Raw genomic sequence first — 12,651 nt, 5'->3', positions numbered from 1 at the left:
TCGTCCACTACCCCGATATGACGCGACGCTTGTAGGGTCGCTGACTTCCTACGCCGAGGCAGCCTGGACCGGCTGAATCTGCTCGATCTCGGCGAGGGCCTTATCTTCCGCCAGCTCAATCTCATACTGGTTCTGCAGATTCATCCAGAATATCGGCTCCACCCCAAAATATTTTCCGAGCCTAAGGGCGGTGTCAGCCGTGATTCCACGTTTGCCGTGCACAATCTCGTTAATACGACGGGGCGGAACCCCGATAGACACAGCAAGCTTGTGCTGAGTGATTCCGAATCCCTCAATGAAGTCTTCTAAGAGAATCTCCCCAGGATGAATCGGCGGGTACAGCTTGTTCGACATGGCATTCCTTAGTGGTAGTCCTCAATGGTCACGTGTTCGGGCCCTGCGCCCTTCCAGCGGAATGTGATTCTCCACTGGTCATTCACTCGGGTACTAAACGTCCCTTTCCTATCTCCCTTGAGAGCCTCTAGGCGATTCCCGGGCGGTACGAGAAGGGAGTCAAGGGATACAGCAGCGTCGAGCTGGTGAAGCTTCTTGTTCGCCGACTTATGGATCCGAGGATCCAGTTTCGGAACTGGTTCACGCAGGAATACCAGCTCGGTCTCTCGGTTCCCGAACGACTGGATCCCGCATGCAAGTACACTCCCACCCTACGCAACAACACCGTTTCCGCATTACGGTGACTACCGTGAAGACAATACAAGGGAAGCCGATCAGTGAAGATCAGGTTGATGCTTGGGTCACCGAAGCCGAAAATGGCTACGAGATCGAGTTCCTACTTTCTCGCGGGAGAAAACCTCGCGATACAAAACACTCCATTAGGCCGGAAGGCTCTAACTCCGCTCGTACACCAGGCAGCGCATTTTAAGCCCAGCCACCATAATAATGCTCATGAGCGATCCCAACTTCACGATCCGGCAGATCACCTTCGACTGCAACGATCCCTCAAAGCTCGCCGAGTTTTGGTCCGCCGCAGCCGGTTGCGAAATCGCCGCGGATTACGGCGATTTTGTGATGGTTGATTCCACCCCGGCGCTGGGATTTCAGCGCGTTGAGGATCCGACACCTGGGAAAAACCGCATGCACATAGATGTTGGCGGGACGAAACGCGAAACCTTAGTGGAGCGCCTCAAAGACTTAGGCGCTACCGAACTCACCACCCACGAGGCACCGGGACTGATTTGGACGGTCATGCAGGACCCAGAAGGCAACGAGTTCTGTGTGGGCAGCCCCGAGGCCTAGCTACACATTGAACTTAAACTCGACCACGTCGCCGTCGACCATGACGTAGTCCTTGCCCTCCTGGCGGACCTTGCCGGCGGCGCGGGCGTCGGCCATGGAGCCGGCCGCGTCCAGGTCGTCGAAGCCGACGATCTCGGCCTTGATAAAGCCCTTTTCAAAGTCGGAGTGGATCACGCCGGCGGCCTTCGGGGCGGTGTCGCCCTTGCGGATCGTCCAGGCGCGGGCCTCCTTCGGTCCTGCGGTGAGGTAGGTCTGCAGGCCGAGGGTGTCGAAGCCGGCCTTCGCCAGGGTTTGCAGGCCCGGTTCGTCCTGGCCGACGGCGGCGAGGAGCTCGGCGGCGTCTTCGTCGTCAAGCTCCAAAAGCTCCGTCTCAGTCTGGGCGTCCAGGAACACCGCCTCGGCGGGGGCGACCAGGTCGCGCAGCTCCTGCTTCTTCGCGTCGTCGGTGAGGACGTCCTCGTCGGAGTTGAACACGTAGAGGAACGGCTTCGCCGTCATCAGGTGCAGGTGGTGCAGCAGCGCAAGGTCCACTTCCCCGCCCTTGGAGGCGGCGAAGAGCGTGCGGCCGTCTTCGAGCACGGCCTGGGCCTTCTTGGCTTCCTCGGCCTGGGCGGCGATGTCCTTGTCCTTGCGGCCGTCCTTTTCCAGGCGCGGCAGGGCCTTTTCAATGGTCTGCAGGTCGGCGAGGATCAGCTCGGTGTTGATGACCTCGATGTCCGAGGACGGGTCGACTTTGCCGTCGACGTGGATGACGTTGTCGTTGGAAAACGCGCGCACGACCTGGCAGATCGCGTCCGCCTCGCGGATGTTGGCCAGAAACGCGTTGCCCATACCTTCGCCTTCGGAGGCGCCCTTGACAATGCCGGCGATGTCTACGAAGGAGACCGTGGCGGGCAGCACGCGCTCCGAGTCGAAGATTTCCGCCAGGCGGTCCAGGCGCGGATCCGGCAGCTCCACCAGACCCACGTTGGGCTCGATGGTGGCGAACGGGTAGTTCGCGGCAAGCACCTCGTTGCGCGTCAGGGCGTTAAAGAGGGTGGACTTGCCAACGTTGGGCAGACCGACAATTCCAAGAGTAAGGCTCACGTCGCAACATCCTAGCGGAGGCTTGTGCGAGGTTCGGAGGGGGCCGTGAGGTGGGCCGTCGCAAAGCAAAATGCAATGGGGCACAATGGTGCGCGTGAGTGAACCGATCCAGACCCCCGTGCGCGACGACCGCGTGGACCGCAACGTTGTGTTCAACGACTGGATCGCTTCCGCGGCGAAGTTCACGCTGCGCATCCTGGTCATCGCCGTGTTTTTGTACGCGGTGGGCCAGCTCATCGGCGCGTTTTGGGCAGGCATTTTGCCGGTCGTGCTCGCGCTCATCGTGTGCACCGTGCTCGCCCCCATCGCAGCAGCTTTACGACGAAACAAGGTCCCCTCCAGCCTCGCAGCCCTGCTGACGATGCTGTTGTTCTTCGGGGTGCTGGCGTTTATCGGCATGCTCATCGCCCCCGACCTGGTGGGGCAATCGCGCCTGTTGTATATCCAGGCGTTCGAGGGCATTCAGCGCCTGCAGCTGTGGGCGCAGGGCCCGCCGCTGAACATGGACCCGGAAAACCTCAACGAGGGCGTCAACGAGATCCAGCGGTGGATCCAGAACCAGGCGGGCGCGATCGCCGGCGGGGTGTTCTCCGGCATCAACACCGCGGCCGGGCTGTCGGTGACGCTGATGGTGCTGTTCGTGCTCACCTTCTTCTTCCTCAAGGACGGCCACCGCTTCCTGCCGTGGCTGCGCTCCGCCACCGGCGGCCGCACCGGCCTGTACCTGACGGAACTGCTCACCCGCGCCTGGAACACCCTGTCCGGCTTCATCCGCGCGCAGGCGGTGTGCTCCCTGGTGGACGCGATCATCATCGGCACCGGCATCGCGATCGTGGGCGTGCCAATGGCGTTCACGCTCGCGCTGATCACGTTTGTGGCCGGCTTCATCCCGATCGTCGGCGCCGTGGTGGCAGGCGCGTTGGCGGTGCTGATCGCGCTGGTCACACTCGGGTTCACCAAGGCGTTGATCGTACTGGCGATCGTGCTGGCCACCCAGCAGCTGGAGGGCAACGTGCTCTCCCCCATGCTGCAGTCGCGCGCGATGAACCTGCACCCGGTGATCGTGCTGGTCTCCGTGACCGTCGGCGGCGCACTGTTCGGCCTTGTCGGCGGTTTCTTCGCGGTGCCGGCTGCGGCGATGGTCGCGGTGGTGTACCGCTACCTGCTGGAGGTGCTGCGCATCAACGCCGGCGAGCTGGGAGCGCACGACATCGAGTTCGCCACCGACGAGGGCCGCGTCATCGCGGAGATCGTGGAGAAAGAGTCCGTGCACAAACGCCAGGAGTGGCGCGGCGAGCGCGAATGGGTCAACGCGCCCGTGGCGGACGAGGAAACAGACGAGCGCACCGAGCGCACCGAGCGCTTCGGCACCTCCAGCCTGCGCAAACTGCGCGACAGTGGCCTTGAACGGTTGCGTGGGTGGCAGTCCGGCAGCACAGACCCCATAGACGAACAAATGAGCGAACCCAAGCGTTAGCGTGTCGGGCCGGTGTGGTTGACTTCCAACCATGTCGACCGCCACCGTGCTTCTTCTCCTCGCCACCGGCTTACTCACGGGCTTCATCGCCGGCGTGTTCACCGGCGCCGCCTGGATGCGCCGCTCCACGCCGCAACAGCCGCCGCAGGACCTGCGTCCCGTCGCCCGCGCGCTGAAAGACATGCGCACCCAGCTCGACGAGATGGATAAGCAGCAGGCCGTCTCCGCATCCTCGCTGGCGGGACAGGTGCAGGCGATCGGGCGGACGTCGGCACGCTTGGGCGATCGCACTGACCAGCTCATCACCGCCCTGCGCTCGCCGCAGACCCGCGGCCGCTGGGGCGAAATCCAGCTCGAGCGGGTGGTTGAGCTCGGCGGCATGCTCGAGCACGTCGACTTTGACACCCAGGAGCACATGCTTATCGACGGCTCACGTGTCCGCCCCGACATGATCATCCGCCTCACACAGGGCCGAAACATCGTCGTCGACGCGAAGGTGCCCTTCCAGGCGTATTTGGATGCGCTCGGCACCGAGGACCCGGAGGAGCGCCAGGCGTTCATGCGCCGCCACGCCCACCTGGTGCGCGCGCACGTGGACACCTTGTCGGCGAAGTCCTACATTGAGGCGTTCCAGCCCACCCCGGAGTTTGTAGTGCTGTTCGTGCCGGCGGACCCGTTTCTGGACGCCGCGCTTTCCATCGACCCCGAGCTTCTGGATTACGCCTTTGCCCGAGACGTGGTCATCGCCACCCCCACCACCCTGTTCGCGCTGCTGCGCACTGTGGCGCTGGGGTGGCGGCAGGAATCGCTGAACCACGCAGCGAAGGAGATCCAGCGCCTGGGCGGCCAGCTGCACCAGCGCCTGTCCACCATGGCGGAGCACTACAACCGGGTCGGCGCTTCGCTGGACAAGGCGGTGGAGGCGTACAACGCCACGCTGGCGTCGATGGATTCGCGCGTGATGGTCACCGCCCGCAAGCTCGAAGAGGCGCAGGTGCCGTCGCGGCGCGGCGAGGCCCCGGCACTGAAACCGGTCTCTTCGCGTGCCCGGCACGCCGCCGAGAACACCGGGGAGTAGACTCGTCTGGCGTGTCGCATGTCTCTCACCGGAACTCAACCTCCCCGTCCGCAACGTTTCACGGGTTGCCCACGGGGTCCGGCATTGGCATCGTTTTCGCCGCGCTGTTTACTGGCGCGCTGCTTTCGCTGTCCACCGGCGTGATCGGCTGGCCGTTTCTGGCCCTCTACGCCGTCGCGGTGATTGTGGTGTCCACCCTGGTCAATCCGCGCGGCCTATTCCTCAACGTGGCCAGCGCGCCGATCTTGTTCGTGATTGCGGTGGTGGTCGCTGGCTGGGTGATGTCGCGCAACGAGATCGCTGCCGGCGGCGCCTCCGGCAAGGCCGCGCTGCTCCTGGTGTTTTACCCGGTCACCGAGCTGTTCCCGGTGCTGTTCGCCGTCACGCTCGGCTCGGTGATCATCGCGTTCGTGCGCATCCGCCTGATCAAGCGCCACAACGAACAGCTGGTGCGCCGCGAAACCGTTGAGCGCACCCGGATCAACCGCAGCAACCGCCGCACGAATTCTGAAGGTCGCCGCGCCCGCGAGCGCGCCAAGGCCGTGTCGGTGGACGAGCTTTTGCGCCGCGCGGATACGGAACGCAGCGCGAAGCGCACTGAACGCACTCAGCGGGCCGAGCGCACACAGAAAAGGTCCCCGCGGTCCGGCTCCACTTCGATCGCGGACCGGCTCGGCGAGGACCTCTACAAGGGGTAACGCTCTAGCCCTGGGCTACCGCCGGGGTTTCGCGGCGCGGCAGGCGCAGATCGCGCGGCAGGGAGAACGTGATGGTCTCCACGGTGGTAGTCACTTCCTCCGCGTCCGCGTAGCCGCGGCGGGCGAGCTCCTCCACCAGCTCCTTGACCAGAATCTCCGGCACGGACGCGCCCGAGGACACGCCGACGGTGGAAACGCCGTCGAACCACTCGTCTTTGACCTGAGAGGCGTAGTCCACCAGGTGCGACTCCTTCGCGCCTGCCTCCAGCGCCACCTCGACCAGGCGGCGGGAGTTCGAGGAATTCTGGGAGCCGACCACGATAACCAGCTCGCAGCGCGGGGCGATCTCCTTGACCGCGGCCTGGCGGTTCTGGGTGGCGTAGCAGATGTCGTCGCTCGGCGGGTTTTCCAGGTTCGGGTAGCGCTCGTGCAGCTTGTCCACAATGAGCATGGTCTCGTCTACCGACAGCGTGGTCTGGGACAGCCACACCAGCTTCTGGTCTTCCGGGAAGTCGGGAAGGCGGTCCACGCCGTCCACTCCGTCGACAAGATGCGTAATCTCCGGGGCCTCACCGGCGGTACCCTCGACCTCCTCGTGGCCCTCGTGGCCGACAAGCAGGATGTGGTAGCCGTCTCGGGCGAAGCGCTTGGCCTCGTTGTGCACCTTGGTCACCAGCGGGCAGGAAGCGTCGAGGGTGAGCAGGTTACGGTTCTTGGCGGAGTCACGCACCGCGGGCGAGACGCCGTGGGCGGAGAACACCAGATGGGCGCCTTCGGGCACCTCGTCGGTCTCGTCGACGAAGATCACGCCGCGCTCCTGCAGCGTTTCCACGACATATTTGTTGTGCACGATCTCTTTGCGCACGTAGACGGGTGCGCCGTACTTCTCCAGGGCCTTTTCTACGGTCTCCACTGCGCGGTCGACACCAGCGCAGTAGCCGCGGGGGGATGCGAGGAGGACTTTTTTACCCTGATCTGTCATGGAACCAACCCTAACTAATCAGCGTCAAAAACAATAGGCGGGCGGTGTCGGCTCGCCGGGTAACGTGGCATCCGTCTAATGGAAAGGAGCATGCGGTGGCAGATTCGAAGAGCTCGCCGGAATCGCCGTGGTCGGTGTCCAAGCTCAACACGTCGGTGAGGGGTTGGATTGAACGCCTCGGCTGGCTGTGGATCGAGGGCCAGCTCACCCAGGTCAATACAAAGCCAACGTGGCGGTATTCCTACCTCACGCTGCGCGACACCCAGGAGCAGGCCAGCGTCCAGCTCACCGCGGAGACTTCGCTGCTCACGGGCATGCAGGTGCCGCTCAACGACGGCGACCGCGTCGTCGTGCTGGGGAAACCGTCCTTTTATACGGGCCGCGGCTCCTTCTCTATGCGCGTCACGGAGATCAGGCACGTCGGCGCGGGCGAGCTGCTGGCGCGCATCGAGGCGCTGCGCAAGCAGCTCGATTCCGAGGGCTTGTTCGACCCCGCGCGCAAGAAGCCGCTGCCCTACCTGCCCAGGAAGGTCGGTTTGATCACCGGCCGCGGCTCCGCGGCCGAGCGCGACGTGCACTCCGTGGCGCAGGGCCGGTGGCCGCAGGTGCGCTTCGAAACCATCAACACCCCGGTCCAGGGCCCGACCACCGTACCTGCGGTGATCGAGGCGCTCGAGAAGCTCGATGCGGACCCCGAGGTGGACGTGATCATCGTCGCCCGCGGCGGCGGGTCTGTGGAGGATCTGCTGCCCTTTTCGGAGGAGGCGCTGCAGCGTGCCGTCGCTAAGCTTGGCACTCCTGTGATCTCCGCGATCGGCCACGAGCCGGACAACCCGGTGCTGGACAACGTCGCGGACGTGCGCGCAGCCACCCCGACCGATGCGGCGAAGCGCGCGGTCCCCGACGTGGCGCAGGAGCGATTGCTTATCGACGAAGCGCGGGCCCGAATGGCCGCCGCCTTGCGCGGATGGGTCCAACGCGAACGCAACGGCCTGACTTCGGTGCGCACGCGCCCCGCGCTCGCTGACCCGATGATGGCCATCAACCGCCGCCGCGAGGAGATCGAGCGTGCCACCGCTCTGATCCGCCGCGACGTGAGCCACCTGCTGCAGCGCGAAACGCAGCACGTGCGCGGGCTGCGCGCCCAGGTCTCCGCCTTGGGCCCCTCGGCAACGCTTGCCCGCGGCTACGCCGTGGTGCAGGTGCTGCCGCGCGACGGCTCAGACGCCGAAGTTGTCACCTCCATCGACCAATCCCCGCCCGGATCGCAGCTGCGCATCCGCGTCGGCGACGGCTCCATTACCGCCGCCTCCATGTCCACCACGCAAGCAGATTAGGAACACAAAGCATGACTGAGAACTCTTTCGGCACCGGCCAGGCCAACGACAACGCGCTGCCGGATCCCGCCACCTTGAGCTACGAGCAGGCCCGCGACGAGCTCATTGAGACCGTGAAGATCCTCGAGTTAGGCCAAATGAGCCTGGACGAGTCGCTGAAGTACTGGGAGCGCGGCGAGGCGCTGGCGAAGCGGTGCGAGGTGCTCCTCGACGGCGCCTCCCAGCGCGTCGAGGAGGCCATCGGCTCCCGCCAGGGCGGTAACGCTAGCTCGCCGGATGCTCAATCGGAGCAGTAGCCAGCGCGGTCGAGATCAGCTCCTCGAACTCACGGGCCTCCCCGGCGCCGGTGAGCACCAGGCGGGCGTCGCTGGCGTCGACGACCCACAGGTCGCGCACGTCCTTCTCGTCGGAGGTGTAGACCTCCACGCTGCGGCCGTCGACGTCCTCGGTGCGGTCTAAGGTGCGCGGCTTCGCGTCCGCGCCCTCGGCCGCTTCCTTCGCGTCGGCACCGGTCTGGGTGAGCTGGATGAAGCCGCGGTCCGGGGTGACCCAGCCGACCGTCGGCGCCGGCTGGCCGCCCAGCATGGTGCGGCGCGCGGAGTTGGTGACCCAACCTTCCGGCATCTCCGGGTAGCGCACAGCGAAGTCCACGCCGCGCGCCTCCAAATCGAGGAAGGTCTTCGCGTCGACCTCCTGGACCGGCCCCTGCTCAGGCGTGCCGGGGTTAAACGAGCACAGCCCGGTCGCGCCGACGGCGACGACCATCAGCACGACAATGAGCACGGAGTTGATCGCGATGTCTCGTCCGTCCTGGAAGATGCGGGGTTTTTTGTTGCTAGCCACGCCGATCAGTATGGCATGCGCCCCCGCGTCCCCCTTAAAGGTGGGAAGAACGGGCACTAACGCGGATGGTAGTGCCACAATAGAGGGGTCTTTTTGTGATTCATGCTTAGGAAGGCCTGCCCATGACCGAACAGTCCGAACTTTTCCCTGACCGCAACCTCGCGATGGAGCTGGTGCGCGTCACCGAGGCCGCCGCACTCGCCTCCGGCCGCTGGGTGGGCCGCGGCCAGAAGAACGAGGGCGACGGCGCGGCCGTGAACGCGATGCGCAAGATGATCAACTCCGTGGAGATGGACGGCGTGATCGTCATCGGCGAGGGCGAGAAGGACGAGGCCCCGATGCTGTTCAACGGCGAACAGGTGGGCACCGGCCGCGGCGCCGCCGTGGACATCGCCGTGGACCCGGTCGACGGCACCCGCCTGATGGCCGAGGGCCGCCCGAACGCGATCTCCGTCATTGCGGCCGCCGACCGCGGCTCCATGTTCAACCCTCAGGACGCCTTCTACATGAACAAGATTGCTGTGGGCCCGGAGGCGGTCGGCGCGGTCGACATCACGAAGTCGACAGCCGAGAACATCCAGGCAGTCGCGGAGGCGAAGGGCGTGCGCCCCGCCGACATCACGGTGGTTGTGCTTGATCGCCCGCGCCACAAGCAGCTTGTCGACGACATCCGCACCGCCGGTGCCAAAGTCCGCTTCATCATGGACGGCGACGTCGCGGGTGCCATCGCCGCGGCGCAACCCGACAACGGCATCGACATCGCGATGGGTATCGGCGGCACGCCGGAGGGCGTCGTCACGGCCTGCGCCCTGAAGTGCCTGGGCGGCGAGATCCAGGGCATGCTCGCTCCGCAGGACGACGAGGAGCGCGAAAAGGTCCTCGCCGCCGGCCACGACCTGGATCGCGTGCTGGGCATCGACGACCTGGTCACTTCCGACAACTGCTACTTCGCCGCCACCGGCGTCACCAACGGCGACATGCTGCAGGGCGTGACCTACCGCAAGTCGGGTGCGACCACCCGTTCGCTGGTGATGCGCTCGAAGTCCGGCACCGTGCGCTTCGTGGAGTCCCAGCACCAGCTGGCCAAGCTGCAGGACTACTCCGTGGTGGACTACACCGAGCCGGAGAACTAGGCCCCGCTGAGCACCGCGATCTGCACGAGCAGGTTGTTGCAAAAGTGAACGAGGAACCCCGCCCAGAGCGACTTGTGCCAACGAGTCGTTAGGGCGAGGGCAATCCCCATAAATCCGGTGTAGATCATCGCTGCTGGAGCGATGTGTGCGATGCCGAAAATCACCGAGCTCACCACCACGCTGACAAGCGCCGGGGCCACGGTGTCGAGATATCCCATCAGCAGGCGCCGGAAAACGATTTCTTCCAGGAATGGCCCAATTAACAGGTATGTGGCCAGCGTGAGCATGATGCCAAGGCTCGTGCCGTCGTTCAGCGTGGATTTCTCTGTCGACTCGAACCCGACGAGCGGGCCGATCAACGACGCCGCTGTCCCGGCGAACAGCACCGCGACCGGGAATTCCCAGAGCAGGTGCCATCCTTTCGCGCCGAGCCGGTTGAAACCGAGCGAAATTTTGCGTCGTTTCAGGTAGCGCAGCAGCGCAACCGTAGGCACGCCGAACGCCACAAGGCTCATAACCGGAAACGCCGCAAGCAACGTGGACTTGCCGGCTTCCAAACGCAGCATGAGAAAGGCTTGGCCTATCAGCAAGGCATCCACAACGATCACGCACGCGAGCCCCACCAACGCGTCCCTCAAAGTGGGGGGCTTCATGGCCTGCGGTTCGGGCATTTCATCTCCTCGCTATGTCCGGTTGGTGCATAATCGTGCAGTGGAAAGGCACGCGCGCACTTTACCGTGCGCAGCGTGCACGCGACAGAAGTAAAGGACAATCATGGCTGATCAGGAATACCGCATCGAACATGACACGATGGGCGAGGTCAAGGTGCCGAAGGACGCGCTCTGGCGCGCCCAGACCCAGCGCGCCGTGGAGAACTTCCCCATCTCCGGCCGCGGCCTGGAGTCCCAGCAGATCCGCGCGCTCGGCCTGCTCAAGGCCGCGTGTGCGCAGGTAAACAAGGACTTGGGCAACCTGGACGCCGAGAAGGCGGACGCGATTATCGCTGCCGCGAAGGAGATCGCGGACGGCAAGCACGACGACCAGTTCCCCATCGATGTGTTCCAGACCGGCTCCGGCACTTCTTCCAACATGAACACCAACGAGGTCATCGCCTCCATTGCGAAGGCAAACGGCGTTGAGGTCCACCCGAACGACCACGTGAACATGGGCCAGTCCTCCAACGACACCTTCCCCACCGCTACCCACGTCGCCGCCACCGAGGCCGCAGCCAGCGACCTCATCCCGGCGCTGAAGGTGCTGCAGGAGTCCCTGGAGAAGAAGGCCAATCAGTGGCACGAGGTGGTCAAGTCCGGCCGCACCCACCTCATGGATGCCACCCCGGTGACCCTGGGCCAGGAGTTCTCCGGCTACGCCCGCCAGATCGAGCTCGGTGTCGCACGCGTCGAGGCCACCCTGGAGCGCCTGGGCGAGCTCGCCATCGGCGGCACCGCCGTGGGCACCGGCATCAACACCCCGGCAGAGTTCGGCGGCAAGGTCACCGAGGAGCTGATCAAGCTCACCGGCATCGAGCAGCTGTCCGAGGCGAAGAACCACTTCGAGGCGCAGGCGAACCGCGACGGCCTGGTGGAGTTCTCCGGCGCGATGCGCACCGTGGCCGTGTCCCTGTACAAGATCGCCAACGACATCCGCCTGATGGGTTCCGGCCCGCTGGCCGGCTTCGCGGAGATCCACCTGCCGGACCTGCAGCCGGGCTCCTCCATCATGCCGGGCAAGGTCAACCCGGTGCTGTGCGAGACCGCAACGCAGGTCTCCGCGCAGGTCATCGGCAACGACGCGGCTGTCGCGTTCGGCGGCACCCAGGGCCAGTTCGAGCTCAACGTGTTCATCCCGATGATGGCGCGTAACGTGCTCGAGTCCTCCCGCCTGCTGGCGAACACGGCCCGCCAGTTCGCCACCAAGCTTGTCGACGGCATCGAGCCGAACGAGGAGCGCATGCGCACGCTGGCCGAGTCCTCCCCGTCGATCGTGACCCCGCTGAACTCCGCAATCGGCTACGAAAACGCTGCGAAGATTGCCAAGCACGCGGTCAAGGAGGGCATCACCATCCGCCAGGCCACCATCGACCTCGGCTTCGTGGACGGCGAGAAGCTCACCGAGGAAGAGCTAGACAAGCGCCTCGACGTGCTGTCCATGGCCAACACTGACCGAAACTAGGCCACAACTCACACCTAGCTAGAATCAGCCCCCAGCACATCAACCAACCTGCTGGGGGCTTTTCCATGCCTGATTCTTTCTCCGAGCTGCGCACCGCGGGCGGGCCGAACAAGCCGTGGGTCGTCGGCGGGGTGCTCGCGCTCATCGTCGCCATCATCGGCGTCGCGCTCGCGGCGGCCTACTGGTACGCCAACCCGAAACCCGCGCCCGTCAATGAGGTGCCGGAAACCGTCACGGTGACTGCGCAGCCGCAGCCTATCGACGATCCTCCGGCCGCCACCGAGTCCATATCGGGCACCTTTACCGGCACCCTGAACAGTTTGGAGGATGACGCGAAGGTCAAGGCGTGGCCCGCGGTGGCGACCTTCGGCGGCGGCACCGCCTCGGTGACCTATCCCCTGACTGGCTGCACCGCGCTGATCGGCGAGGGCGGCGAATCCATCCCGTTGACGAAGGGGTGTAATGACGGACAGGGCCGTTGGGACGTCGAAAAGCGCACGCCCGGCGTTGTGAAACTGACGTACCTGGAAGACGACATTGCCCTGGTAGAAGGCGAATTATCGGCCGGTTTGCCTTAAATTGCAC

The 12,651-nt window shown here is 64.9% G+C and carries 15 protein-coding genes; 9 read left to right on the top strand and 6 right to left on the bottom strand.

Annotation, left to right across the window (positions count from 1 at the left end):
• Window positions 1–48 precede the first annotated feature (48 nt).
• Both CIHUM_RS04145 and CIHUM_RS04140 read right to left on the bottom strand, forming a co-directional pair.
• Complete coding sequence (locus CIHUM_RS04145; protein WP_034999634.1) at window positions 49–354, bottom strand: HigA family addiction module antitoxin; 306 nt, start codon at window positions 352–354, stop codon at window positions 49–51.
• Window positions 355–362: 8 nt separating this feature from the next.
• The gene (locus CIHUM_RS04140; RefSeq protein WP_074432060.1) at window positions 363–641 is read right to left on the bottom strand and encodes a type II toxin-antitoxin system RelE/ParE family toxin; all 279 of its coding nucleotides are present in this window, start codon (window positions 639–641) and stop codon (window positions 363–365) included.
• Window positions 642–906: 265 nt separating this feature from the next.
• Here CIHUM_RS04140 and CIHUM_RS04135 point away from each other — a divergent pair, with 265 nt between their 5' ends.
• The gene (locus CIHUM_RS04135) at window positions 907–1,257 is read left to right on the top strand and encodes a VOC family protein (protein WP_034999969.1); all 351 of its coding nucleotides are present in this window, start codon (window positions 907–909) and stop codon (window positions 1,255–1,257) included.
• Here the strand turns inward: CIHUM_RS04135 and ychF are convergent, their stop codons facing one another.
• Window positions 1,258–2,343: a redox-regulated ATPase YchF gene (gene ychF / locus CIHUM_RS04130; RefSeq protein ID WP_034999632.1), complete on the bottom strand. Its 1,086-nt coding sequence runs from the start codon at window positions 2,341–2,343 to the stop codon at window positions 1,258–1,260.
• Window positions 2,344–2,437: 94 nt separating this feature from the next.
• On the opposite strand from ychF, the gene CIHUM_RS04125 reads away from it, so the two are divergent.
• The 3 genes from CIHUM_RS04125 to CIHUM_RS04115 are packed head-to-tail and all read left to right on the top strand — an operon-like array spanning window position 2,438 to window position 5,596.
• Complete coding sequence (locus CIHUM_RS04125; protein WP_243427163.1) at window positions 2,438–3,820, top strand: AI-2E family transporter; 1,383 nt, start codon at window positions 2,438–2,440, stop codon at window positions 3,818–3,820.
• A gap of 31 nt (window positions 3,821–3,851) precedes the next feature.
• A complete protein-coding gene (locus CIHUM_RS04120; protein ID WP_034999630.1) occupies window positions 3,852–4,898 on the top strand; it encodes a DNA recombination protein RmuC in 1,047 nt (348 codons plus the stop codon).
• Window positions 4,899–4,909: 11 nt separating this feature from the next.
• A complete protein-coding gene (locus CIHUM_RS04115) occupies window positions 4,910–5,596 on the top strand; it encodes a DUF6542 domain-containing protein (RefSeq protein WP_187370393.1) in 687 nt (228 codons plus the stop codon).
• Between the two features lie 4 nt (window positions 5,597–5,600).
• Here CIHUM_RS04115 and CIHUM_RS04110 read toward each other — a convergent pair whose 3' ends face one another.
• The gene (locus CIHUM_RS04110; protein ID WP_273680240.1) at window positions 5,601–6,578 is read right to left on the bottom strand and encodes a 4-hydroxy-3-methylbut-2-enyl diphosphate reductase; all 978 of its coding nucleotides are present in this window, start codon (window positions 6,576–6,578) and stop codon (window positions 5,601–5,603) included.
• Between the two features lie 95 nt (window positions 6,579–6,673).
• Between CIHUM_RS04110 and xseA the strand changes: the two genes are divergently transcribed.
• Both xseA and CIHUM_RS04100 read left to right on the top strand, forming a co-directional pair.
• A complete protein-coding gene (gene xseA, locus CIHUM_RS04105; protein ID WP_034999627.1) occupies window positions 6,674–7,915 on the top strand; it encodes an exodeoxyribonuclease VII large subunit in 1,242 nt (413 codons plus the stop codon).
• 11 nt (window positions 7,916–7,926) lie between these two features.
• The gene (locus CIHUM_RS04100; RefSeq protein WP_034999625.1) at window positions 7,927–8,211 is read left to right on the top strand and encodes an exodeoxyribonuclease VII small subunit; all 285 of its coding nucleotides are present in this window, start codon (window positions 7,927–7,929) and stop codon (window positions 8,209–8,211) included.
• Here the strand turns inward: CIHUM_RS04100 and CIHUM_RS04095 are convergent.
• Window positions 8,180–8,758, bottom strand: a complete 579-nt coding sequence (locus CIHUM_RS04095) for a DUF4245 domain-containing protein (protein WP_034999622.1) — start codon at window positions 8,756–8,758, stop codon at window positions 8,180–8,182. The genes CIHUM_RS04100 and CIHUM_RS04095 overlap by 32 nt on opposite strands.
• A gap of 122 nt (window positions 8,759–8,880) precedes the next feature.
• On the opposite strand from CIHUM_RS04095, the gene glpX reads away from it, so the two are divergent.
• Window positions 8,881–9,891, top strand: coding sequence for a class II fructose-bisphosphatase (glpX, locus tag CIHUM_RS04090; RefSeq protein WP_034999621.1), 1,011 nt, complete (start codon window positions 8,881–8,883; stop codon window positions 9,889–9,891).
• Here glpX and CIHUM_RS04085 read toward each other — a convergent pair.
• Window positions 9,888–10,562, bottom strand: a complete 675-nt coding sequence (locus tag CIHUM_RS04085; RefSeq protein WP_051106455.1) for a CPBP family intramembrane glutamic endopeptidase — start codon at window positions 10,560–10,562, stop codon at window positions 9,888–9,890. The genes glpX and CIHUM_RS04085 overlap by 4 nt on opposite strands.
• Before the next feature lie 103 nt (window positions 10,563–10,665).
• On the opposite strand from CIHUM_RS04085, the gene CIHUM_RS04080 reads away from it, so the two are divergent.
• Window positions 10,666–12,066 carry a class II fumarate hydratase gene (locus tag CIHUM_RS04080; RefSeq protein WP_034999618.1) on the top strand — a complete coding sequence of 467 codons (1,401 nt, stop codon included), beginning with the start codon at window positions 10,666–10,668 and terminating at the stop codon, window positions 12,064–12,066.
• 65 nt (window positions 12,067–12,131) lie between these two features.
• Entirely contained in the window at window positions 12,132–12,644 is a 513-nt protein-coding gene (locus CIHUM_RS04075) for a hypothetical protein (RefSeq protein WP_034999616.1), read from the top strand.
• Window positions 12,645–12,651: the final 7 nt, after the last annotated feature.

It is taken from the genome of Corynebacterium ihumii (assembly GCF_028609825.1).
Lineage (GTDB): Bacteria > Actinomycetota > Actinomycetes > Mycobacteriales > Mycobacteriaceae > Corynebacterium > Corynebacterium afermentans.
Note: the sequence above shows the minus strand (reverse complement) of the source record. Positions and strands in the feature narration are given on the sequence as shown.